General features: G+C 53.5%; 14 protein-coding genes and 1 pseudogene. 4 read left to right on the top strand and 11 right to left on the bottom strand.

The features are described 5' to 3' along the window. Nucleotides 1-27 precede the first annotated feature (27 nt). The 5 genes from sppA to XM38_RS17825 all read right to left on the bottom strand — a co-directional run bounded on the left by sppA (nucleotide 28) and on the right by XM38_RS17825 (nucleotide 5011). Nucleotides 28-1827 (bottom strand): signal peptide peptidase SppA, encoded by a 1800-nt coding sequence (gene sppA / locus XM38_RS17845; protein WP_080813620.1) that lies wholly within the window; start codon nucleotides 1825-1827, stop codon nucleotides 28-30. Between the two features lie 39 nt (nucleotides 1828-1866). Further along, nucleotides 1867-2916, bottom strand: a complete 1050-nt coding sequence (gene fni, locus XM38_RS17840; RefSeq protein WP_088431761.1) for a type 2 isopentenyl-diphosphate Delta-isomerase — start codon at nucleotides 2914-2916, stop codon at nucleotides 1867-1869. A gap of 98 nt (nucleotides 2917-3014) precedes the next feature. Continuing rightward, nucleotides 3015-3551 (bottom strand): bifunctional pyr operon transcriptional regulator/uracil phosphoribosyltransferase PyrR, encoded by a 537-nt coding sequence (gene pyrR, locus XM38_RS17835; RefSeq protein WP_080814335.1) that lies wholly within the window; start codon nucleotides 3549-3551, stop codon nucleotides 3015-3017. A 52-nt stretch (nucleotides 3552-3603) separates the two neighbouring features. Continuing rightward, complete coding sequence (gene cbiB, locus XM38_RS17830) at nucleotides 3604-4587, bottom strand: adenosylcobinamide-phosphate synthase CbiB (protein ID WP_088430584.1); 984 nt, start codon at nucleotides 4585-4587, stop codon at nucleotides 3604-3606. After that, nucleotides 4568-5011 carry an Rrf2 family transcriptional regulator gene (locus XM38_RS17825; RefSeq protein ID WP_080813621.1) on the bottom strand — a complete coding sequence of 148 codons (444 nt, stop codon included), beginning with the start codon at nucleotides 5009-5011 and terminating at the stop codon, nucleotides 4568-4570. The genes cbiB and XM38_RS17825 overlap by 20 nt, the downstream gene beginning before the upstream one ends. A 705-nt stretch (nucleotides 5012-5716) precedes the next feature. Between XM38_RS17825 and XM38_RS17820 the strand changes: the two genes are divergently transcribed. Together XM38_RS17820 and XM38_RS17815 are read left to right on the top strand one after the other, a co-directional pair. Continuing rightward, a complete protein-coding gene (locus XM38_RS17820; protein WP_080813623.1) occupies nucleotides 5717-6121 on the top strand; it encodes an AbrB family transcriptional regulator in 405 nt (134 codons plus the stop codon). Nucleotides 6122-6393: 272 nt separating this feature from the next. Further along, the gene (locus XM38_RS17815) at nucleotides 6394-7338 is read left to right on the top strand and encodes a phosphoribulokinase (protein ID WP_080813625.1); all 945 of its coding nucleotides are present in this window, start codon (nucleotides 6394-6396) and stop codon (nucleotides 7336-7338) included. Nucleotides 7339-7357: 19 nt separating this feature from the next. On the opposite strand, the gene XM38_RS17810 is transcribed toward XM38_RS17815, so the two are convergent. Both XM38_RS17810 and pcrA read right to left on the bottom strand, forming a co-directional pair. Beyond that, nucleotides 7358-8098 (bottom strand): glycoside hydrolase family 24 protein, encoded by a 741-nt coding sequence (locus XM38_RS17810; protein WP_080813627.1) that lies wholly within the window; start codon nucleotides 8096-8098, stop codon nucleotides 7358-7360. A 178-nt stretch (nucleotides 8099-8276) separates the two neighbouring features. Continuing rightward, nucleotides 8277-10637, bottom strand: a complete 2361-nt coding sequence (gene pcrA / locus XM38_RS17805) for a DNA helicase PcrA (protein WP_080813629.1) — start codon at nucleotides 10635-10637, stop codon at nucleotides 8277-8279. 171 nt (nucleotides 10638-10808) lie between these two features. Here pcrA and XM38_RS17800 point away from each other — a divergent pair, with 171 nt between their 5' ends. Beyond that, a complete protein-coding gene (locus XM38_RS17800) occupies nucleotides 10809-12293 on the top strand; it encodes a GUN4 domain-containing protein (RefSeq protein ID WP_088430582.1) in 1485 nt (494 codons plus the stop codon). Between the two features lie 14 nt (nucleotides 12294-12307). Next, nucleotides 12308-12832 (top strand): GUN4 domain-containing protein, encoded by a 525-nt coding sequence (locus XM38_RS17795; RefSeq protein ID WP_088430580.1) that lies wholly within the window; start codon nucleotides 12308-12310, stop codon nucleotides 12830-12832. Nucleotides 12833-13084: 252 nt separating this feature from the next. Here the strand turns inward: XM38_RS17795 and XM38_RS17790 are convergent, their stop codons facing one another. The 4 genes and pseudogenes from XM38_RS17790 to XM38_RS17775 form a co-directional block, all read right to left on the bottom strand. Beyond that, nucleotides 13085-17059 carry a DNA-directed RNA polymerase subunit beta' gene (locus XM38_RS17790; RefSeq protein ID WP_088431759.1) on the bottom strand — a complete coding sequence of 1325 codons (3975 nt, stop codon included), beginning with the start codon at nucleotides 17057-17059 and terminating at the stop codon, nucleotides 13085-13087. A 76-nt stretch (nucleotides 17060-17135) separates the two neighbouring features. Beyond that, a pseudogene (locus XM38_RS17785) lies at nucleotides 17136-19011 on the bottom strand (DNA-directed RNA polymerase subunit gamma). Nucleotides 19012-19122: 111 nt separating this feature from the next. Further along, complete coding sequence (rpoB, locus tag XM38_RS17780; protein WP_080809825.1) at nucleotides 19123-22425, bottom strand: DNA-directed RNA polymerase subunit beta; 3303 nt, start codon at nucleotides 22423-22425, stop codon at nucleotides 19123-19125. 460 nt (nucleotides 22426-22885) lie between these two features. Then, complete coding sequence (locus XM38_RS17775; RefSeq protein WP_080809828.1) at nucleotides 22886-23710, bottom strand: TatD family hydrolase; 825 nt, start codon at nucleotides 23708-23710, stop codon at nucleotides 22886-22888. Between the last annotated feature and the right edge of the window lie 23 nt (nucleotides 23711-23733).

The raw sequence follows: 23733 nt of genomic DNA, 5'->3' as shown, positions 1-23733 counted from the left end.
CTCCTACGGGGGGTGCTTTAGATTTTCTTATTCGATCTCAGTTGTGAACGGCAACCGCGTGTAAACCCCATGGGGATCATTCAGGTGCTGGAGCGTTTGCAATTGCTGATAAAGACCACGAACTTCTTGGGTCAGCGGATCTTGAGATCTAAACTCCAGCTGTCCGCCAAATAAAGTCTCTAAAATTTCTTCTTCCAAGCTGCGGGGCCGAGGATATTCCACCACCTGCCAGCTCTCGAGATTGGCAGCGGTAGCCGCGGCCTCGATAGCCGCCATCAACCCTCCCTGCTCATCCACTAACTGAGCCGCTTGGGCATCTTGACCAGACCACACCCGTCCCTGGGCTGCCCGATTGACCGCCTCCTCAGAGAGTTCCCGGGCCTCGGCTACTCGGGTGACAAAGCGCTCGTATAGGGTGTTGACGATGGCTTGTTGGAGCGCCAGTTCTTGGTCAGTCTGGGGACGAGCCCAGGTATCAATATCGGCGAACCTAGCAGTCTTAATGATTTCCCAGGTGATGCCATTATTATTGGCAATCTCCTGTAAATTGAGCACCAGCCCAAATACACCGATGGAGCCAGTAATGGTGTTGGGAGAGGCAAAGATCTGATCGGCCTCGGCCGCCATCATATAACCACCGGAGGCGGCAACATCCCCCATCGACACAATCACTGGCTTGTTTTGACGCAGGCGATTGACTTCCCGAGCAATCACCTCCGAGGCGCTGGCCCCTCCCCCCGGACTGTTAATACGGAGCACCACCGCCTGGATGGCATCGTCTTGCCCCAGTTGTCGTAGGGTACGGCTGAAACTCTCGGAGCCGATGAAGCCCACGTCCCCTTCGCCGCTGACGATATCCCCCTGGGCGTAGAGGACTGCAATTTGGTCCGGTTGCAAGGGCTCGGTGTCATCCGTGGCGACACGACTGTAACGCCATAGGTCGATCTGAGGAAACTCCTCATCGTCGCTGGCCTCGGTGTCTGTGAGCTGTCGCAACTCTGCCAGCACGTCATCGTAATAGGCCACCTGATCAACTAAGCCAGCGGCCTTAGCTTCCTCGGCCACCAATAGCCCACCCGCATTGGCCAGTTGCTGCAGGCGGGGCACAGGCACTTCCCGACTCTGACTAACCGCCTCCAGAAACTCCTGCCAGAGATCGGCTAATAGTGCCTCTGTTTGCTGCCGTGCCTCCGGGCTACTCTGGGTTTGCACAAAGGGTTCGATGGCAGATTTATAGCGTCCTGCCTGCAAGGCCTGCACCCCAATACCGTATTTGTCTAGGGCACCGGCCACAAACTGAGTCTCGGCCCGAAATCCATTGAATTCTATGAGTCCGGCTGGATTGAGCCACAGGGTATCGGCGTTGGCGGTGAGGTAATAATCTCGTTCTGACCAGCCCATGGTATAGGCGATGATGGGCTTACCACTGTCTCGAAAGGTTTGCAGCGCCTGCCTGAGCTCCCCTAGGGTAGCGAGTCCCTCGGTGCTGTTGCCGCGTAGATAGAGGCCGGCAATGCGATCATCCTCGGCAGCCTGTTCTAGGGCAGCTAACGCCCTATAGGTGGAAAGGGAGGGCATCTCTCCGGCCAAGGTCTCTCCTATCACCGCACTGGTCCTAGAGAGGGGCACACTATCGGTGATATCTGTAGCCAGATCGAAGACCAATATGGAGCCATCTTCGACTTGGGGGGCGCTATCGCGAGAGGCCGTCACCAGCAGAAAGGCAAAGAAGCTCCCCAGGCTCAGTCCCAGCACGGCTATGAGGGCAACCAGGCCAACGACTGTACCAACAGCACTGGCGGTGGCGTATTTGAGAAAATCACGCATGACTTAACCGTAGGAGAAATATGGGGCAGGGTCGCCTTCCTATGGTATCGGCTGCAGTGTGTGGTCGTCTCGCAGGGCGGTTGGGGTAGCCTTGCCGGTACAAAATAAGACCGTGGTGAGCTCGGCAATCAAGACATCAATGAGGCTGTGTAGGGCGGCATCAGAGTCACTGGCCGCCTTGAGGAAGGGAAAGGCCAAGCCAGCGATATCCGCGCCCAGGGCAATGGTTTTGGCCACATCCAAGCCAGTTCGTAATCCCCCGGAGGCGATGAGTGGCAGCTCAGGTGCGATCGCACGAACCTGAGTGATGCACTCTGCCGTGGGCAAGCCCCAGTCCCCAAAGGTGCGCCCCAGACGGCGCTGGATCGGATCTTCAGCCCGCTCACTTTCCACCTTGGCCCAGGAGGTACCGCCGGCACCAGCCACATCGACAGCAGCGATGCCCGCCTCGATCAACCGACGAGCCATGGCCCCCGAGATGCCATTGCCCACCTCCTTGGCGATCACTGGCACCGGCAACTGCTCACACAGGTGGGTAATCTTTCCTAGCAACCCCTTGAAATTAGTATCCCCTCGGGTCTGCACCGCCTCTTGCAACGGATTGAGGTGCAAAATCAGCACATCGGCTTCCAGACGCTCCACCACCCGCCGGCACTGATCGAGACCATAGCCATAATTGAGCTGCACCGCTCCCAAATTGGCACACAGCAAAATATTGGGAGCCACTGAGCGCACGGCAAAGGTAGCCATCAAGTCTGGATTTTCGACGGCCACCCGTTGAGACCCCACCCCCATGGCTAACCCGTAGTGCTGAGCTGCTGTGGCGAGGCGGCGGTTGATCTGCCAGGCCTGTTCTGTTCCCCCGGTCATAGATGAAATCAGCAGTGGTGCTGCCAGGGTTTTCCCTAAAAACGGAGTGCCCAAATCGATATCCTCCTGGCCCAGTTCCGGCAGGCAACAGTGGGTAAACCGATAGCGATCTAGGCCAGTGGTCGTGCGCCGAAACTGCACATCATCATCGAGGCAGATGCGCAGGTGATCGGCTTTGCGGGCTTGGGTGTCTGCAGCAGTAGGGGGCAATACGGTCACGGTAAACGGGTTGCTCAACTCTCTAGGTCAGCCAGGGGATTCCCCTGGACAGTCGCTGGGGGTAGTGTCCCATAAATCCAAGCATTAGCCATGGGGAATTAGCGAGTTAACAACTGCACGCCATCCTGGCCATCGATATCCTGCACAAACACCCGCACCGACTCTTCCCGGGAGGTGGGTAGGGTCTTACCGACGAAGTCGGGGTGAATTGGCACTTGGCGATGGCCTCGGTCGATCAGGGCGGCGAGGCGAATGACATCGGGCCGACCATAGTCATTAATGGCATTGAGAGCTGCCCGAATGGTGCGGCCGCTGTAGATGACATCATCGACCAGCACCACAGTCTTGCCAGCGAGATCGAAGGGAATGCTGGTGCGAGCCGGCGTGCGGATGCCAATTTTATCTAAGTCATCCCGGTAGAAGGTGATATCTAGGGCTCCTAGGGGAACCTGGTAATTTTCCAGATGCTGAATTTGTTGGGCCAGGCTTTGGGCTAGGGGCACCCCCCGGGTATAGATGCCCACCAAGACTAAGTCTGAGACGGCACTGGCCCGCTCCACGATTTCGGAGGCTAAGCGATTGAGGGTGCGGCGCAGTTCATCGGCAGATAAAATCTCAACGACCGTGGGGAACATGGGGACCTCAAAGGGCTGGATAATAGCACTTTGATCATAATGGTGGTCTTCCCTAAGCCAGCGTCGATCGTCCCAGCCCTAGCCAGAGGCTGCCCAGCAGCAACCACAGCCAGAGGCCATGGCGCGTCAGGTGTAGGGCCTGCTCAATGCTGGCGGGGGTAATGGGACAGAGTGGGTCTGCCAACAGGGGTTTAGATGTCGGCCGACCGCCATAGCGATTTTCCCCGCCGAGCTGCACCCCTAGGGCAGCGGCATAGGCACACTCACTCCAACCGGCATTGGGACTGGGATCTGCGATCGCATCGCGACGACAGAGCCGCCAGACATGGCCGGGGCGTCCCGACAGTAGGGCAATAGTGAGCACGGTAAGGCGGCAGGGCAACCAAGTGAGCCCATCTTCCAAGCGGGCACTAAACCACCCCAGCTCCCGATAGGGGGGCTGGCGATAGCCCACCATAGAATCCAGAGTGCTCGCGGCTTTGTAAGCCAAGGCCAGCCCCGCCCCAGCCCCCGGCACCACCAAGCCCAGCAGGCCATAAAACAGCGGGCCAAACGCCCCATCGGTGGCATTTTCACTGATCGTTTCCAATACGGCCCGATAGATCTCGGGGGCTGCCAGTCCATCGGTATCGCGTCCCACGTAGAGACTGAGATGGCGGCGGGCCGTGGCCAAGTCTCCCCGGGCTAAAGGCTGCAGCACATGTATCGCCGCCTGTCGTAAGCTGCGAGCCGCCAGACAACTGGCTAACAAGCCGGCCTCGAGCCCATAACCCAGATAGGGATGGCCTAGACTGGCCAGATGCACTAGCCCCCAACCCCCGACGCCACTGCCCGCCACCAGCCCACTGCCCAGAACTACCCCAGCCCAGCGTCGAGCCCTGGCATTAGGCAGGCGCAGGGCCACGACACTGCCATGCTGAATGACGAGTCCCATGGCCTGGACCGGGTGAGGCCACTGCCACGGATCGCCAATGCCAAAATCTAGCAGGGCCGCTAACCAGAGAATGCCAACCGCCTCATACCACGAAGCTGGCATCTTCCCCTTGGGCGGCTTGCCAACTGCGGGCGTCGTAATACAGATCCTCTAGGGAAATGCTGTAGAGGGCTTCTTTAAGCTTTTGATGCAGCCGTCTCCAGACGGTAAAGGTAACCCAGTCCTCTGCCTGTTCCATCTGCGGTTGGTGGCGTGGTAACGGGTCGATGGTTTCGCCCACGGCCTCTAGAATTTGGCCCAGGGAAATTTGGTCTGGAGCCTTGGCCAAGCGATAGCCCCCTTGGGCTCCCCGCACAGAGTCCACTAGCCCGGCTCGGCGCAGCTCCAACAACAGTTTTTCTAAATAGGGAGCCGGTAACTCTTGGCGACGTGCGATCGCAGTCACTGAGACTGGTTGCGTCGGCGGTTGTAGGCTGAGATCGAGTAGGGCCTTAACACTGTAATGACCGCGAGTCGTTAACTTCATAGGGGCAGTTCCATCGCACACTCCTTAACCGTCATGCTCTGCAGGCGCCACTCAAGCGTAGAGAAAGCCAAACAATTCATTGGGGGCAGAGTTTCTCTATCTACTGCGGTATTCCTGAGTCTTATCCTCTTAGACTAGTAGACTAAATGTCTCTATCAACGAATCTTGACAGAACGCCCCCTGCTGATCTGAGCCTGCTCTAAAGAGCCTCGGCTTAGGCAGGGACACCTCATTCGTTGCCTGTCCATACAGGGTTGGGCTGCCGCGGGAGTAAGCGCTAGAGACCAGACCGGGTTGCCGTTATTTAAGCACCGGTATTAGAGATGGTTGGCAAACTGCTTGGACAATCGACAAGCAGGAGGTTCAGAACTACCGTGAACGCTCATACAAGCTGCTGACAGTCTTGATAAAACCGGCCTGAGAAGCGCGTTAAGATTTCCATCGTGAATTGGCCCTGGGAGCGGCAACCCAGATTTGATCTATTTCGTCGGCTAGATCGATCAGACCTCTCGATCTCTACACCAACTAATTGAGTCGTGATGGAATTTCCCAGGCAAATTAAATGCAAAAAACTATTTCAATGTAGTATCATTCTGCATGTCATCATTACAGTTAAGCTAGATGCGCACGGAAAGTAGGATTTAGTAACACTACAAACATCCTCTGCTCTTTTCGTAGCCCTGTTGTTCTAAGAGACGAGAGTTGATGGCTAAAGATACGAAGATGGAACCCCTCACCGGTAAAGACTTAGTCAAGAAAGTCAAAGAGTTAGATCACCTCAGCAGAGAGGAAAAGGCAAAGGAGTGCGGCTACTATACCATTACTAAAAATGGTGCCCCGCGAGTCAATATGATGAAGTTCCTGAATGCCCTAATCGAGGCAGAAGGTATTCAGCTCGATAACACCCAAAGTGATGCCAATGGCCGGGGTGGTCGTAGCGCTAGCTATCGCATCACGGTGCAGTCCAACGGCAATCTGTTGATTGGCTCTGCCTATACTAAGCAGATGGGACTTAAGCCTGGCGATGAGTTTGAAATCTCCCTCGGCCGCAAGCACATTCGCCTCAAGCAAATCAATGGGACAGACTCAGAAGCAGATGATGGCGAGTAAGGCGTCGGCTACAGTTGTGCTGTCTGCCTCCTAGGGCCAGGTCTCGTCTGAGGCAGCTTGGCTCAAGGGTGACTTAATCTGGTCGTCTCTTAACTTCTGGCTAGTGTTTCGTCAGGTCTGAGGTTATGGGCAGTAGCCGGTGCGTTAGATCGCCAGCCCCAATCAACACCCTAAAATCTAGGTCTGACAGAACACTAGTCCCATTAGCCATGCCTTGAGTTAGGGTAGATTGCTCTCTACAATGGAAAGGTTATCCTTGTCCTGGAGGCTCCATGGCTAGTCGTCCCATTATTCTCGGCATTGTTGGTGATAGCGCTGCTGGGAAAACGACCTTAACCCGAGGCATTGCTCAGATCCTTGGTGAGGATCAAGTCACCACCATCTGCACCGACGACTACCACCGCTACGATCGACAACAGCGTAAAGAGATTGGTATTTCAGCCGTTCACCCTGACTGCAACTATATCGATATTATTCAGCAGCATCTGGGGCTATTGCGTACTGGCCAACCAATTCTCAAACCCATTTATAATCACGACACCGGAAAATTTGATCCCCCCGAATACATTTTTCCCCGCCGCTTTGTGATTGTTGAGGGGCTCTTAGGCTACTACACTCGGGCGGCCCGAGACAGCTACGATGTCAAAGTTTATTTGGCTCCTCCCGAATCGCTACGAGCCCATTGGAAGATCAAGCGAGATACTCGCAAGCGGGGCTACACCGATGAACAAGTGTTGGCTCAACTGAAGCAGCGAGAGCCAGATTCAGAGGCGTTCATTCGCCCCCAACGCCAGTGGGCGGATGTCGTGGTCACGTTTTATCCACCCAATGACGGTAATGGGGACCAAGATGATCTTCTGTTGAACGTGCGGCTAGTGCTGAGACCCACGATTCCCCATCCCGACTTTACCCATCTGTTAGACGACAAAAACTCTCATCTAGGGGATGCCATTCGTCTAGAGCTGGATCGAGACATGGGTAAACCAGTAGATGTGTTAGGGATCGATAGCCGCGCTAACGCCCAACAGGTGCAAGAGCTGGAACGTACCCTCTGCAACGAGATTCCTTATTTGGGGCAGTTTTGTAGCCTGGAAGGTAATGAAGATATCGGCAAAGTTGTGGGAACCACTGGCGAGATTTTGCAGAGTTATCCCCTGGCCCTCACCCAGTTACTAATTACGTATCACATGCTTAAGGCAGCCAACATTTACAAGTGAAGGTAATCCTAAATCCCAATCACGATGAGCCCGGTGACGTCTTAGATGGCACTGCACTGGTGCGAGCGAGTTCTTCTTGCAGCATGGCCTCATAGATGCGGGGTAGACGAGTTGTCATGCTGTTGTCTTCGATGCCGTAGCCCAAACTGGTCCAAGTGCCAGAGAGAATTTTTAACACCCGTTGTAGTTCCCCCTGCCGCAATAGCAAGGCTAAATCTACTCCCCAAGCACTCGGGTCACTGAGCCAACGGTAGACCACGGCATCTTGAAACTGGGGTTCAAAACTATAATGCTGCCAGACCTCATACCAGGGCGGCGGCTGGGGATGGTATTTCTCGGCCTTGGCAGACCAAGTGGTATCGAGAAACTGATAGCGGCCAGCCGCAGTCGTGCAGTCGCCCTTATTAGGCCCCGTGACGATAGTGATACAGGTTTCTGGATGCTGACTCAGGTCGTCTACCTGGTATCCACCATAGAGTACGTGGTAAGGCTGACGAGTATTCGACTCGGCGGCTGAAATCGTACGCATCAGCGCCCGAATATAGGGATCGCCCCCTTGCATGGCCAACGGTTGCGGCTGGGGTGCCCACTCCACCGGACCTAGACGAGGGGGGGAGGCTGCAGACCACTGGGAAATGGTCCAGGCGACTCCCAACAGCATCAATGCCGTCAGCAGCACTGGCCCATGATCCTGGGATGGTCGAGACCGCAGTGAGGTATCTGAAGCTGGCTTAGGGGACACGGTAGGCACCGACATCATCAAGCAGGCTGCTGGCCATCTTAACGTACTTTTTCACGCATCTGATGGGCTTAAGCTTCCCCTAGGGCTGACCTCGACATCAAACCCCTTGACGCCCAAGACCTGAGCCAAGAACGGGGCGACAGGTCCTGCTGCTATTGCTCCGCGACCCGTTATAGGGCAGCGATACATTGCGTCTCTACTCTAGCCGTTGCAAGGTAGACAGTTTCGGATCGATGATCTTGCGCCCTAGGCCAGGGAATTTAATCGCCAAGCAGATTTTATTACCCGCGCCGAAAATATGGGTGACTTCCCCACTACCAAAAGCGTTGTGCACGACTTGGTCCCCCACATTCCAATCAAATTCATGGGCTCCAGAGCCGGGTTTGGCAGCCGCTGCCTGCTTTCGCCGGGTTTCCCGCATCGGAGTGGTCATCCGCTGGGGCAGCCCCAGACCCACATTGGTTGTGATGTGGTCAGTCGGGAGTTCTGCCAGAAAGAGGGAAGGACTAGCAGGTTCTCGACTGCCGTAGAGACGGCGTTCTCGGGCATAGGAGATAAACAGCCGCTCTTTGGCTCGAGTAATGCCGACGTAGCAGAGACGACGTTCTTCCTCCGTGGCGGCGGGATCTTCCAGGGAGCGAAAGTTGGGAAATAACCCCTGCTCTAGTCCCACTAAGAACACCACCGGGAATTCCAGGCCCTTGGAGGAATGTAAGGTCATCAGGGAGACCATATTGCCACTCTCATCCACACTGTCTAGATCGGAGGCTAGAGAAGCATTGGCTAGAAAGGCTAGCAGGGAGGTCTCTTCGTTTTCTTCTTCGAACTGCAGTATGGCGTTGTAGAGTTCCTGCACGTTGCCCAGACGCTCGTAGGCTTCGTCAGTGCCTTCAGTCTTGAGGGCCTCTACGTACCCTGAGGCGTCCAGCAGATCCTGTAGGATTTCAGAGCCCTTGGCGCTGTCCAACCGGTCTCGGTAGGTTTTAATCAGCTGAGTAAAGGCTATGACGCCCTTGGCAGAGCGCCCTGCCAGGGTCTTCACCGAGGTCTCGTCGGTCAGGATTTCCCACAAGGGCACCCCGCCTAGGGTTTGGGCGGCATTCTCTAGTTTTTCTAGGGTGCTTTTACCGACTCCCCGCTTGGGGACATTGATCACGCGCTTTAGGCTGACGCTATCGGCGGGGTTGGCAATCACCCGCAAGTAGGCCAAGACATCTTTAATTTCGCGGCGGTCATAGAACCGTAAACCGCCCACGACCTGGTAGGGAATACTGTAGCGGGTGAGGACTTCCTCGAAGGCCCGGGACTGAGCATTAGTGCGGTAGAGAATGGCAAAGTCGCTCCAGCGCAGCTCTGGGTGCTGAAACTCTAGATTCCGAATTTGGGCAACGATAAAATCTGCCTCCGCCGTCTCGTCGTCAGCCCGATAACAGAAAATGCTTTCCCCTTCTCCCCGGGTAGCCCGCAATACCTTATCGATACGCTCGGTGTTGTTTTCGATCAGGTGATTGGCTACTTCTAGAATATTGGCGGTAGAGCGGTAATTTTCTTCCAGCTTCACCATGGTACGGGTGTCGTCGTCGGGGAGTCGATCGCCGAAATCATCTTGAAAGTTCATCAGGATGGTGAAATCGGCCGCCCGGAAGGAATAAATACTTTGATCGGCATCCCCGACCACAAATACAGACCGGTGCTGCCAGTCGTTGAAACGGTCAATGGCTTCCCCATTGGTCACCAGGAGGCGAATCAAATCATACTGGGTGCGATTAGTGTCTTGATATTCGTCCACTAGGATATGGCGAAATCGTTTGTGCCAGTACCCCAGCACCTGCTCATTTTGCTGAAACAGATGCACGGGAACCAGGATTAAATCGTCGAAGTCGAGGGCGTTATTTTCGGCCAAGGACTGTTGATAGCGGCGGTAGACATCGGCGATGACTCGGCCTCGATAGTTGGGCTGTTCTCGTTCAAAATCATCGGGGGTGAGGTTCTGGTTTTTGGCGTTACTGATGGCGTAGCGTACGGAGCGGGGGTTAAATTTTTTGTCGTCTAGGTTTAAGGCTTGAGTGACGATGGCTTTGACGAGGCTTTGGGCATCGGATTCGTCGAAGATGGAGAAGCTGCGGGTCCAACGATAGCCGTTGGGATGCTGGTATTTCTCGATATCGAACCGCAGGATGCGGGCACAGAGGGCATGGAAGGTGCCAATCCAGAGGTGTTTGGTCAGGGTCTTATAAATCTTGGATTTGAGCTGGGTCAGGTCGCGGGCCGATAAGGCCGACAGGGGTTTACCATAGTTGGCTTGGGCCTCTTGCTCGGCAAATAGGACGTCTATGCGCTCTTTCATCTCCCTGGCAGCTTTGTTGGTGAAGGTGACGGCCAGGATATTTTCAGGATCAACGCGATGGGTGAGGACTAGGTTGGCAATGCGATAGGTGAGGGCCCGGGTCTTCCCTGATCCGGCTCCAGCTACCACCAGTAAGGGACCGCAAAAGTGTTCTACGGCGTGCCGCTGGGAGGGATTGAGTTGAGCCAAAAAGTCGGTGGACGCTGTCATGGGCAAGGCGCAGTGCAGGCAGTGCAAACATCCTTTAGTATGACATCCTGCCTGGGGTGGGGCGTGACTCCTGAGGAGAGGGATGATTTAACCGCGATCTCCGGTCTAAGGCACGACGTAGGGGAGGTTACCTGGTATAACATGGGGCAGCATCTGCAATGGTGAGGCACTATGAATGGAGGCGGCTTAGGACGCGATACTCAGCTTGACTGGCTGATTCAAATTACAGATGCCGATCTCAGTGCCACTGATCGGGATCACCGGGCCCAGGTCTTTTATCAGGATCTTTATGATCTCCCTGGCCTAGAGGAGGAAGCGCTGAGCTACATCGTCGATACGATGACTCCGGAGCAGGGGCGGATTGGGGTGCAGCTGCTAGACTTGCCTCCCCATCGATTGCGGGCAGTCTTGGAGGCGGTGTGCGATCGCATCTACGACGATCCCTGTGAAATTTGCCTTCAGATCAAAGTTCATGCAGCCCAACTCCAGGTCATCAGTCGCAACTTTGAAGACTTAGAAGCAATTATTCAGGCCGCCGAACACCTGCTGCCAGCCCCCCGAGCCTTCCAAGCCCTAGTCGAGCGCTATGCTCGCCGCCACGGTGAACTTACCCCCGTCGAACAAGCCAACCTAGACTGGTTGCGACACCAACTCGATTTGACCAAAGAAACTGCCGACAGTCTGGTGGCAAAAGCCTTAGGCCCCCATCGCACCCGACAAGACAAACTCGACCACTATCGTCAGGTATTTCAGGCTGAACTCAACCGACACTCACCCATTTCTCCAGACCTTTGGAAAGAGCTACAACTCTTAGCCAACAACCTCGGACTCCACCCAGACGACACCGAGCCCATTCACCAAAATTATCTAGCCACCATCAGGGCCATCGATCTCCAACCCGAGCCCATTGAACCGCCTTCACCCGAGCCAGCCCCGACTCCCGAGCCAGCCCCCGATCCCATCGAACAGTACCGCACCCTCTTCGAAGACACGATTCGGACCAGTCTTTTTCCCCGGGAGTTTGATCAAGGCCGCCTAGAACAAGCCCGCCGCATCTGGGAATTGTCCCCCGAGCAAACCCAGGCCGTCGAGGTTGAGGTTACAGCTAACTGGTACGGCAGCGTTGCCTCTGCAGCCGGAGTAGACTACTCGCGCCTGCGTCAACTGCTCTGGTCAGGAGAATGGCAAGCCGCCGATCAAGAAACCGAACAGGCCATGCTCCAAGCCGCTGGCAGCCATGACATGGCTCCCCTCACCGGAGATACCGTCCTACAGATCCCCTGCACTGACCTTTTGACCATCAATCAACTTTGGCTACACCACAGCCATGGTCGCTTCGGATTCAGTCGTCAACGGCAAATTTATGCTGATGAACAACGACGACTAGACGCTTTTCTACAACGCCTAGAGTGGCAAAGAGGCCTTTCCTTAGCCGGTATTGCCTTAACACCAAGCCCTCTAAACTACAGCGAACTACAATTTGATCTCAATGCCCCCCCGGGCCATCTCCCCAGTTGGCGCTGGGCCTGCGAAGCCATCGAAAGCGGCTATCATCTCACCGACAACGTTGTCGATGCCTTCTTCCTGCACCTGGAAAAGTGTATGCCTAGCGATATCCCCGACGACACCCTGTTCAATATCCCCGAAGCCCTCTGAGCCTAACACTGCCCATGCAAGCTGTTACCCTCGATTGGAGTTACGAAGATCTGACCCAACTGTTAGCCCAATCCGCTTGGCAGGCTGCCGACCAAGCCACCTGCGATGTCCTTCTACAAGCTGCTAATCGAGTCCAGGAAGGCTGGCTAGATACCGCTGCAGTTGCCCATCTGCCTTGCCACCTACTGCATCAACTCGATTATCTCTGGACCCAGTACAGCGGTGGTCAGTTTGGCTTCTCAGTGCAACATCAGATTTATCGCCATGCCATTTCCCCCAAAGCCCTGCGTTTCAGCCACACTATCGGCTGGCTCCTCTCTGATAAGTCGCCCCTGGCCTTTTGTAAACCCTACTCCCGGCTAACCTTCGACCTAGAGGCACCACCTGGTCATCTGCCCGCCCTATGGTACTGGCAACTCCCTTGGCAGCAGTCCTGGATAGCCGGTGGTTTTGGCGTCCGTCGTGATTTTGGCTTCGGTGATGCCGCCCTCCTCGACGCTATGATGTTGCGGTTCGAACGCTGTCAGTTCGTCGCCTAATCATATACCGTGGTCATTGCCACCAAGCTTGACTATGATGGCGAGTCACTTAAATCTTTCCAGACTGATACCAATTCTTTGCCTGACAGCTACAAATTTTGCTCCCTAGGCCTAGAAGTGTAGCTCGAAACTAGAGAGCTGGTATTAGCAGGGAATCGATTGGCAATGTCTCAAGTAACTAGCTGATGCCATAAAAGCAGGCCCCCCGCCTGCGACAGAGGGCCTACAGTGGCCACCTCAAAGGCCTAAGAGTTACTCAGGAGCCTCTGTCTGATCATCAATGAGCAGATCATCATCATGGGCAATTCCTGACCCATTCCCAGCTCGACGCTGAGTATCTGAGTCCGTATCATTACCGACAACCATGTCATCATCGGAGAGCACTCCCAAGTTCCCTTCCAGCTCATAGGTGCGAGCTGTGCGATCATCCAGCACCATGTCATGAAGGGGCATATCATCGTCTAGCAACGCCGATTCAAAAGCGGTGTCAATATCAGTTGCCATCACCTCTTCATAGGCGTTGAAGCCGGTACCAGCCGGAATCAAGCGGCCAATAATGACATTTTCCTTCAATCCGCGCAGCCAGTCTGACTTACCCTCAATGGCAGCCTCCGTCAGCACTCGAGTGGTCTCCTGAAAACTAGCCGCTGAGATAAAGCTGTCCGTATTCAGGGAGGCTTTCGTAATCCCTAGCAATACTGGCGTGTACTGGGCGGGAGCCCCTCCCGTAATCGCCATGGCCTCATTGACCTGCTCCACCTGATAAATTTCTATCAACTCACCGGGCAACATGGTGGTATCGCCGCCATCGTCAACCCGAGCTTTAGAAGTCATCTGGCGGACAATCACCTCGATGTGCTTATCAGAGATATCAATTCCCTGGGACTGATACACAGACTGTACCTCGTTGACCAGGAACGTTTGGACACTCTGCAGGCTCATCATAGCCGCTTCATGAATTCCTCGACCCTGACTTTGATAAAAACGGAAGAAGACCTCCAAAATTTGGTGAGGATTAGCTGGGCCATCCGTTAACGGCTCAGCTGTCTGCACATATTGCCCATCCGACACCAACAGGTTTTGACCAGGGCTAACGGGATACTCTGTGACCACCCCATCATCTTCGATTACTTTAATTTCAGCGGTCTCATCATCTCCGTACACCACTTGAGCTGTGCCAGATCGCTCAGCTAACACACAGGCTTCTTTGGGTTTACGGGCTTCCAAGAGTTCCTCAATTCGAGGCAAGCCTTGGATAATATCACCGGTCTTAGCCCGCTCGAAGACCAAGAGCACTAGGTTGTCACCCCGTTGGACCAGATCACCATCATCAATGTGTAAAACAGCTCCTGTCGATACCCGATAGGGGCGAGCAATCCGTATGGTCAAGGTATTTCCTTCCAAGCGCGTAATCTGGCCCGACTCCTCCAGGCGAATACCATCGGCAACTTCGCTACCAGCGACGACTAAATCATCGACAGCTACATTGGGAGATTTGCCGGCCAAGTCCACGGTAAACTGGTCAGTATCCCGTACTACCAAGACCCGACGAATCGCCTCAGCTCCTTCTCGGATTCCTCGAACTTCACCTGCTTCTTTACACTGGATTTCAGTACGAGCAACAACGGCACCAGGTTCAATTTGTTGACCATCCTTGACTAGGAGACGAGTCAAGGTAGCCCCCTGAGTCTGATCTGCAATTACATCACGACGAACGATCAATGTTTCCAAGATCACCATCTGTAACCGCATGATGTCTGCATCAGACTCATCCGGGACTAATTCGATATCAGCAGCCAGCTGGGGTCCATCATGTTCAATCTCCAGTAGTAACTGAGTACGCAGTAGTTCCAGCCCCTCAACCGACTTCACCCGTTCTCCGTCCTTATAAGGAATCCGCTGAATGGCACGCAGGCGAATCTCACCCCCCGCATCATTCACCGACTCTTGACTAGGTACATCGGGGTCATCAGGTATGGTGAACTCAATTACTGGACGTAGTAACAGAGCAGGCCCTTCAGGAGTTTCAACATATTCGACATAACGCAGGTCCTCAATGGTCAATTCCGGGGTCAATTGCTCTCCAGGAGGTACTAGAGTAGCTTCCTTGTCCATTAGGTCCTCAGAGACATCTGTCATATGCAGATCTCCAGGCTTAATCAGGACTTCTCGTAGGATGTCATTTTTCTGAACAACCTCAACGACCCCATTGCTCTGACAGAAAATGTCTTTTACGACTTCAGTACCTGCCTCAACATACTGGCCGTCCTCAACCAGCAGCAGAGAAATATCCTTATTGACCTCATGGGCCTCTTCCGGAATCCATAGCAGGGTACCTCCCTTAACGACCTCATAACCCTGCTTAGCTTTCCCCTTCTTAGCGACCTCAACTCCGGAATACTTAAGGATACCGCCTGTCGGGGTGCGGTAGCGTTCATCCACTAACTCAGCTACCACCTGGTTGTTAGTCACCTTAGTCCCTGGGGTGGCAATGAGAGAAAATTGCTGATTATTGGCCGTTTCAAGGACATAATGCTCTCGCCCCTGACCACTTTCTATCCTGACAGCAGCCTGATTCAACAGCACCGAAGCCGTAATAATTTCTACTTCTCGGACGGTATTGCCTTCAGCCTCCTGGGGCAAACGTACTAGCCCACCACGCTCACTTATCAGCCTGGTTTCCGCCAAAATACCGTCGGCTTCTACATGGTCACTATTTTTGACGACGGGCTCTGCCCCTGGTGGCAAGTTATACACCTCACCTGACAATACCCAGAGCAATCCACCCCGTTGGGCTAAACGAGTCATGTTGCCCTGACGATCTGTCTTTTCCTCTTGGATTAGACCAGCGAACTTGACCTCCCCAGATAGGTCTGTAGTCACGTCCTTAGTGGCCTTTTCTGTGACCTTGCGGACCCGACCTGTGCTTGGCATCTCTGCTACGAGATCCCCTTTTTTAACTGTCTCTCCTGGCTTGACAAAGAGAATGGAACCCTGGGCTAAGGCCTCTGTTTGGCTACTCCCGTCTCCCTGAATAGTGAGTTCAGCGTTCGCTTCAATTACCATGGCATCATCACCATGGCGAGTGCGAAACGTCCGACTCCGAAAGCGCTTGGGCAACTGCAGGGTTCCATCGAGGCGAGCGCGAATCTGAGGAGCCATTTCGCCTGTGAAGGTTCCGCCCGTGTGGAACGTCCGCATCGTCAGCTGGGTTCCTGGTTCACCGATGGACTGGGCCGCAATAATTCCCACGGCTTCCCCGAGGTCAACCATCTCCGAATGGGCCAAGCTCCAGCCATAGCATTTCTGGCATACAGAGCGAGACGCCTCACAGGTCAAGGCAGAACGTACTATAACCTCGTCCACACCAGCTTTAGAGATCAGCTTGGCCATATCGGTCGATAGGCCTTGGTTGCGGTGGGCAATGATATCTCCTGTTTCGGGGTGCTTCACATCCTGGGCGAGCACCCTACCCAATAGCCGATCTTCTAGAGGAATTAAGACCCGTTCACCATCGGTCATACTGCGTAGGGGAATCCCTCGCTCCGTGCCGCAATCAGCCTCACGGATAATGACATCTTGGGACACATCCACTAAGCGGCGAGTGAGGTAACCAGAGTCAGCTGTCCGTAGGGCTGTATCGACCAACCCTTTACGAGCACCATACGAGGAAATTACGTATTCCGTTACAGTCAAGCCTTCTCGGAAATTGGTTTTGATGGGTAGGTCAATAATGGCTCCTTGAGGATTAGCCATCAGTCCCCGCATCCCAACCAGCTGACGCACCTGAGAGATATTGCCACGAGCCCCCGAAAAGGCCATCATGTAGACTGAGTTTAAAGGATTATTGGTCTTGAAATTGCTGACCACTTGATCCTTCAACTCTTCACTAGTGCTATTCCAGGTGTCAATGACTTTCTGAAAACGCTCTACTTCGGTGATTTCGCCACGGGTATAGCGTTCTTCAGTAATGCGAATATCTTCTTCTGCCGACTCTAGAAGCTGGCGTTTACTTGGTGGTACCTGTAAATCTTCTACGCTGATGGATACACCTGCTCGGGTAGCGTAGCGAAAGCCTAGATCCTTAATCAGATCTGCCATCTGTGCTGTACGAGCAGTTCCAAAATTAGCAAATGACCAAGAAATTAGCTTCTTGAGTTGCTTCTTGTCAATGGTGCGATTTCTAAACAGCTTAGCTGCCGATTGATTAGCCCCTTGCTCTGCCATTGCGTCTCTCCGCCCTTCATTCAGTAACTGCATAATCAGCCTGTGATTGCTGGCATGACCGCCTTGCCATATTTGCCTAGCTCACTAAGGCATCTTGAACGGTTTTGTTGTAGATGATGCCGTCCCGGCGTGGTTTTGATGTACTGCGATATCACGCTCCCTTCGGCGTCTTCTCGTATCCGGCGCAGCTTATAGATCTTAGTGATGGTACCGTCGTCGGCTTTGATTTCTTCGAGGACCTTGTCATTCGAATTATCTGACTCCACAGGACCGTCGTACCGCAACCAAACTTTGGCGTGTAGATCGACGAGCCCATGTTCGAAGGCCAAAATGGCGTCTTCCATACTGGCAAAGTAACGCTCATCACCTTTTTGGTCATAGGGAGTATTTGCTGTCAGGTAGTAACATCCCAGGACCATATCTTGGCTAGGGGTAATAATAGGTGTTCCCGTTGCTGGAGACAGCACATTGTTAGATGCCAGCATAAGCAGTCGCGCCTCTGACTGAGCTTCCAGGGATAGTGGCACATGCACTGCCATCTGGTCACCATCAAAGTCTGCGTTAAAGGCAGGACAGACTAGAGGATGGAGTTGAATGGCTCGACCTTCAACTAAGATGGGCTCAAAGGCTTGAATACCTAGGCGGTGTAGGGTAGGAGCGCGGTTTAGAAGTACCGGATGACTTTCAATCACTTCTTCCAGCACATCCCAGACACTAGGATCATTGCGCTGAATTAGCTTCTTAGCTGCCTTGATATTATTGACTAGGCCCTGCCGAATCAGGCGGTGAATCACGAATGGTTGAAATAATTCAATGGCCATCTCCCGGGGCAGACCACACTGATGAATTTTCAGCTTGGGACCTACCACAATCACCGAGCGCCCAGAATAGTCCACTCGTTTACCTAGCAAATTCTGCCGAAATCGTCCTTGCTTACCTTCAATGATGTCTGACAAGGATTTTAATGGTCGGTTGTTAGCTCCGACTACAGTACGGCCACGGCGACCATTGTCGATGAGGGCATCAACAGCTTCCTGAAGCATACGCTTCTCATTGCGGACAATAATCTCAGGGGCCAAAATCTCTTGTAACCTGGCCAGACGGTTATTGCGATTAATCACCCGACGATAGAGATCATTCAGGTCAGAAGTTGCAAACCGACCTCCATCCAACTGCACCATCGGTCGCAAATCAGGCGGAATCACTGGGATGATATCTAGCACCATACATTCGGGTTTTGCCCCAGTAGCGATGAAGTTATCGATGACCCGCAGTCGCTTAATTAATTTGGCCCGCTTTTGCCCTTTGGAGTTAGCAATTTCCTCTCGTAGGTTCTCTGCATCTGCTTCTAAGTCAAGATCCTGTAGGAGCTGTTGCAGGGCTTCTGCTCCAATGCCAACTTCGACGCCGATCAGTTGGGACTCTTCATCGTAGAGCTGATCTTCAATCTCAATCCACTGATCTTCGGTCAGCAGTTGCTTGTAGGTCAGATTTTCAGCATTACCAGCATCTAGGACGACATAGGCGTTGAAGTAGACGATCTGCTCAACGTCTCGCAAGGGCATATCCAGCAAGATGGCAATGTAGCTAGGAATCCCTTTCAAATACCAAACGTGAGCTACGGGAGCAGCTAATTTGATGTAGCCCATGCGATGACGGCGTACCCGAGATTCAGTAACTTCTACACCACATCGCTCACACACGATGCCTCGGTGTCGAACCCGCTTGTATTTGCCACAGTGGCACTCCCAGTCTTTTGCTGGCCCGAAGATCCGTTCACAGAACAAGCCATCCATCTCAGGCTTGAGAGTTCGGTAATTAATGGTTTCCGGCTTGGTCACCTCTCCCACTACCATGCCATTGGGAAGAGTGCGCTCGCCCCATTGGCGAATTCGTTCGGGAGAAGCAAGGCCAATTTTGACGTAATCAAACCGCTGTTCGAGCTTAGGCATGCTGACTGACTTCCTTCTACGCAAATAGTGAATGGGGGACGGAGGCACTAGTGGCCAGTTTACTCAGAGCCAACATAGGCAGAGTATGACCTCTAGTGCCTGGCAGAGTAACTATTCTTCAATCCCTTCTAGTTCTTCCCGGGTAATGGACTCATAGGTTGGACGGGAGGGGGTACGGCGATTACTGACGTCTGCCATTAGGTCAACTTCAACATCTCGGCTGGTACCATCCTCACGGGTTTCTACTTTATGCACGGCCACATCTAGGCAGAGGGATTGTAGTTCCCGCATCAGCACCTTGAAAGACTCGGGAGTACCAGGTCTGGGGATGGCTTTGCCTTTGACGATGGCATTGAGAGCCTCATTGCGCCCTTGCATATCATCCGATTTGACCGTTAGGAGCTCTTGCAGAGTATAGGCAGCACCAAAGGCTTCTAGAGCCCACACCTCCATCTCACCAAAGCGCTGACCACCTTGCTGGGCCTTACCACCCAAGGGCTGCTGAGTCACTAAGGAATAAGGGCCTGTGGAACGGGCGTGGATCTTGTCGTCCACCAAGTGCACCAGCTTCAGCATGTAGGCCTTACCAACTGTAACAGGGCGATCGAAGGGTTCCCCGGTACGCCCGTCATAGAGTTGAATCTTGCCGGGATCTTCGGGGTTGAAGACCCAATCTTGAGCTTTGGTGTCGCGAGCTTCCTGGAGTTTGTTGTGGGTACTGTTACGAGATGCCTCTCCACCATACATTTCGTCGAATGGCGTGATTTTGAAACGGGCATTCAGGTTTTCTGCAGCCCAACCTAGAAGACACTCGAATACCTGACCCACGTTCATCCTGGAAGGAACCCCTAGGGGGTTAAGGGCGATATCAATAGGTGTGCCATCGGGCAGGTAGGGCATATCCTCAACCGGCAGGATTCGGGAAATAATCCCTTTGTTGCCATGGCGACCAGCCATTTTGTCACCCACCTGGATCTTGCGTTTTTGGGCAACATAGACTCGCACGACCATGTTGGCCCCGGGAGGAAGTTCATCACCCTGTTCACGGGTAAACACGCGAACATCTACCACGCGACCTTTTTCACCGTTGGGTACCCGTAATGAGTTATCTCGCACATCGCGAGCCTTCTCTCCGAAAATAGCTCGTAGTAACTTTTCTTCTGGGGGCTGGTCAGATTCTCCCTTGGGAGTTACTTTGCCGACGAGAATATCTCCGGCCTCTACCCAGGCACCGATGCGAATAATACCGGTTTCATCCAGCTGACGTAGAGAGTCTTCACCGACGTTGGGAATTTCTCGAGTGATTTCCTCTGGGCCTAATTTGGTCTGTCGCGCCTCAATTTCATACTTCTCGATGTGAATAGACGTGTAAACGTCGTCATACACCAGCCGTTCGCTGATGAGGATGGCATCTTCGTAGTTATAGCCTTCCCAGGGCATATAGGCTACTAGAATATTTTGCCCTAAGGCAATCTCCCCCCCCTCAGTGGCAGAGCCATCGGCAATGACTTGGCCGGCTTTGATCGGGTCCCCATGGAAAACAAGAGGGCGCTGATTCAGACAGGTATCTTGGTTGGACCGTTGATATTTCTGGAGAACGTATTTATGTTCGATGCCTTCAGCATCTCGAATACGGATTTGATTGGCGTCAACGTGGGTCACTTCACCATCCGTAAGGCTAACGATGACCATGCCTGAATCTCGAGCGGCTTGAGCCTCTAAACCAGTACCAACCAAGGGACGCTCAGGCTTTAGCAATGGCACCGCTTGACGCTGCATGTTTGAGCCCATCAGGGCACGGTTAGCATCGTCATGTTCGATAAATGGGATCAAAGAAGTGGCCACGGAGATGATTTGTACAGGGGAGACGGCCACATAGTCGACTTCGTCGGGAGTCGTCGTGGTGAAATCTTGTCGATAGCGGACAGGTACTGGGATATCGCCCAAAATATAGCCGGCTTCATCCGTGGGAATGTCCCCTGGAGCTACCCGTAGATCATCTTCCTCATCAGCTGTCATGTAGATGGGAGGTAGATCTTTACGGACTCGGCCATTGTCGACTTTGTGGAAGGGGGTCTCAATGAAGCCGAATTCATTCACTCGAGCATGGGTGGCTAGGGAGCCGATCAAGCCGGCATTGGGGCCTTCTGGGGTCTCAATAGGGCAAATACGACCGTAGTGGGACGGGTGAATATCGCGCACGGCAAACCCTGCCCGTTCTCGGGTTAAGCCCCCTGGACCTAGGGCACTGAGACGACGCTTGTGAGTCAACTCAGCTAGGGGATTGGTTTGGTCCATGAACTGGGATAGCTGGCTGGAGCCGAAGAATTCTTTGATGGCGGCGACCAATGGCTTCGGATTGACCAGAGAAGCGGGGGTGAGGGAGTCGGCGTCAGACACTGTCATGCGCTCCCGGATGATCCGCTCTAAACGGTTGAGACCTACCCGCACCTGATTCTGAAGTAATTCACCGACCGACCGGACGCGGCGGTTACCGAGGTGATCAATGTCGTCGATACTACCAATATCGAACTCTAAATTGATGAGATAATCGATGGCTGCCAGGATATCTTGGGGGGTGAGGACCCGTACAGTATCGGGAACGCTCAAGTGTAGCTTGCGATTGATTTTGTAGCGGCCGACCCGCCCCAGGTCGTAGCGCTTGGGTTCAAAGAATCGAGACTCTAACAGTTGCTGTCCGCCAGAGACGGTGGGAGGTTCCCCCGGCCGCAGTTTACGGTACAGCTCTAGCAGGGCTTCTTCTTCACTGAACTGGCCTTCTTTCTCGATGGTCTTTTGAAAGTACTCTGGATGGCGTAGCTGATCGAAGATCTCGTTATCCGATAGCCCTAGGGCCTTCAGGAGGACTTGGGCTGATAACTTGCGGGTCTTATCAATACGGACCCAGACTAAGTCATTTTTGTCGGTCTCAAATTTAAGCCAGGCTCCTCTATTGGGAATGAGGTTGGCATTGTAGGTGCGACGACCGTTTTTATCGGTCTCAGCCTTGTAGTAAACTCCTGGGCTACGAACAATTTGATTCACAATGACCCGTTCGGCTCCATTGATAATGAAGGTGCCGCGATCGGTCATCAGGGGCAAATCGCCGATAAAGACTTCCTGCTCCTTAATTTCCCCAGTCTCTTTATTGATCAGTCGGGTGGGGACATACATCTGAACGGCGTAGGTGGCGTCTCGCCGTTTGGCCTCGTCAACGGCATACTTGGGGCTCTTGAGTTGGTAATCTTTACCCAGGAAGTGGAGCTCAAGTTTACCGGTATAGTCAGTAATAGGGGAGAAACTTTCAAGTTCTTCGATCAACCCTTCTTCTAGAAACCAGCGGAAGCTGGAACGCTGGATTTCAACGAGATCGGGCAAAACAAAGGTGGCTGGGGTATAAGTCTGATCAGTCATGCGTCTCCTCAAGCAGGTAAGGCCCTGAGTAATCAATTGTGTTCACGCGCATTGGCTAATGGCAGGGAATCAAGTGGGTACGGACTCTTGATTCCTAGCGTTTGGGTGTTGATGGGTAGCTGGCGGGAGCAGCTCGGATATGGGAGGCGATGGCCCGCTTGGGCCAATATTTGACCATCGCATTTAGAGGGGAGTTAGTTCAGCACTGGGTAATCGGGAGATTTATCTTTGGAAAATCTAGCTTTTTGACTTAGCACAGGGTTAGTTTGTCACGGGATAGACGGGGGCAGGGAACTGGCCGAGCGCACCAAGATGAGAATCTTTAAAGTACAAACAGCCCAATCGGCGCCACCGTATTGGGTAAATGGCTCTAGTGTATCGTTCTCCTTCGCTATGGCTCAACATAACAGACTTATTTCGCTCTATTTGTCAAGCAGATCTGGCGTAGATGGACTTTAATCTACGAGCCGTGGGTGGTAGATAACTCCGATTGAGATAGAGAAATCGGCAGGTTAAATAACCGAACGGCGTTAGCAGTTGTTTGGGCAGCCAAGGTCTCTAGAGAAACACCGCGTAAGGTAGCGACGTGGTTGGCTACATGGTGGACGTAGGCGGGTTGGTTACGCCGCTCTTTACGGCATGGCTCTGGCGTCAGAAAGGGGCAATCGGTTTCGACTAGGATGCGATCGCATGGCACCATCTGGGCCGACGCCTTCACCGTGTTCGCGTTCTTAAACGTGACAATACCGCTAAAACTCACATAGAACCCTAAATCAAGAAACCATTGAGTTTCGTCCGGTGTCCCTGCCCAGCAGTGCATCACCCCGGTTACCGGGCCCTCCTCCTGCCAGAACCGCCAGAGTAGATCAGCCATCGGCCGAGCCGCCTCGCGACAATGAATGATCACTGGTAGAGTGAGCTCTCGAGCCAACCTCAATTGGGCTCGAAACGCCTCCAGCTGCACCTCGTAATCCGTCGCCTTAAAGAAATCCAACCCCGTCTCACCAATGGCCACCACCCGCTTATCTGACATCGCCAGGGAGCGAATCTCACCGGATGTAGCCTCGCCACACCACTTATCCATATCCAGGGGATGCAGCCCCACAGCAAAGGACACCTCGGGAAAGCGATTCGCAATAGCCTGAGTCACAGGAAACTCCTGAGGATCTACACAGGAATGAACCAGGTGAACAATGCCAGCACGACGCCAGGCCTCAGCGATCTGATCGAGATCGGCCTGAAAGGCATCGAAATTAATATGGACGTGGGTATCGATCAGTTGCATATGCCATTAAATCTTGCTGCCGC

The sequence above is a fragment of the Halomicronema hongdechloris C2206 genome, from assembly GCF_002075285.3.
Lineage (GTDB): Bacteria > Cyanobacteriota > Cyanobacteriia > Phormidesmidales > Phormidesmidaceae > Halomicronema_B > Halomicronema_B hongdechloris.
Note: the sequence above shows the minus strand (reverse complement) of the source record. Positions and strands in the feature narration are given on the sequence as shown.

What these genes read in the sequence shown, in the direction of transcription:
- sppA (WP_080813620.1), bottom strand. Translation starts at nt 1,827, where the DNA reads ATGCGTGATTTTCTCAAATACGCCACCGCCAGTGCTGTTGGTACAGTC.
- pyrR (WP_080814335.1), bottom strand. Translation starts at nt 3,551, where the DNA reads ATGTTCCCCACGGTCGTTGAGATTTTATCTGCCGATGAACTGCGCCGC.
- cbiB (WP_088430584.1), bottom strand. Translation starts at nt 4,587, where the DNA reads ATGCCAGCTTCGTGGTATGAGGCGGTTGGCATTCTCTGGTTAGCGGCC.
- XM38_RS17825 (WP_080813621.1), bottom strand. Translation starts at nt 5,011, where the DNA reads ATGAAGTTAACGACTCGCGGTCATTACAGTGTTAAGGCCCTACTCGAT.
- XM38_RS17820 (WP_080813623.1), top strand. Translation starts at nt 5,717, where the DNA reads ATGGCTAAAGATACGAAGATGGAACCCCTCACCGGTAAAGACTTAGTC.
- XM38_RS17815 (WP_080813625.1), top strand. Translation starts at nt 6,394, where the DNA reads ATGGCTAGTCGTCCCATTATTCTCGGCATTGTTGGTGATAGCGCTGCT.
- XM38_RS17810 (WP_080813627.1), bottom strand. Translation starts at nt 8,098, where the DNA reads ATGATGTCGGTGCCTACCGTGTCCCCTAAGCCAGCTTCAGATACCTCA.
- pcrA (WP_080813629.1), bottom strand. Translation starts at nt 10,637, where the DNA reads ATGACAGCGTCCACCGACTTTTTGGCTCAACTCAATCCCTCCCAGCGG.
- XM38_RS17800 (WP_088430582.1), top strand. Translation starts at nt 10,809, where the DNA reads ATGAATGGAGGCGGCTTAGGACGCGATACTCAGCTTGACTGGCTGATT.
- XM38_RS17795 (WP_088430580.1), top strand. Translation starts at nt 12,308, where the DNA reads ATGCAAGCTGTTACCCTCGATTGGAGTTACGAAGATCTGACCCAACTG.
- XM38_RS17790 (WP_088431759.1), bottom strand. Translation starts at nt 17,059, where the DNA reads ATGGCAGAGCAAGGGGCTAATCAATCGGCAGCTAAGCTGTTTAGAAAT.
- rpoB (WP_080809825.1), bottom strand. Translation starts at nt 22,425, where the DNA reads ATGACTGATCAGACTTATACCCCAGCCACCTTTGTTTTGCCCGATCTC.
- XM38_RS17775 (WP_080809828.1), bottom strand. Translation starts at nt 23,710, where the DNA reads ATGCAACTGATCGATACCCACGTCCATATTAATTTCGATGCCTTTCAG.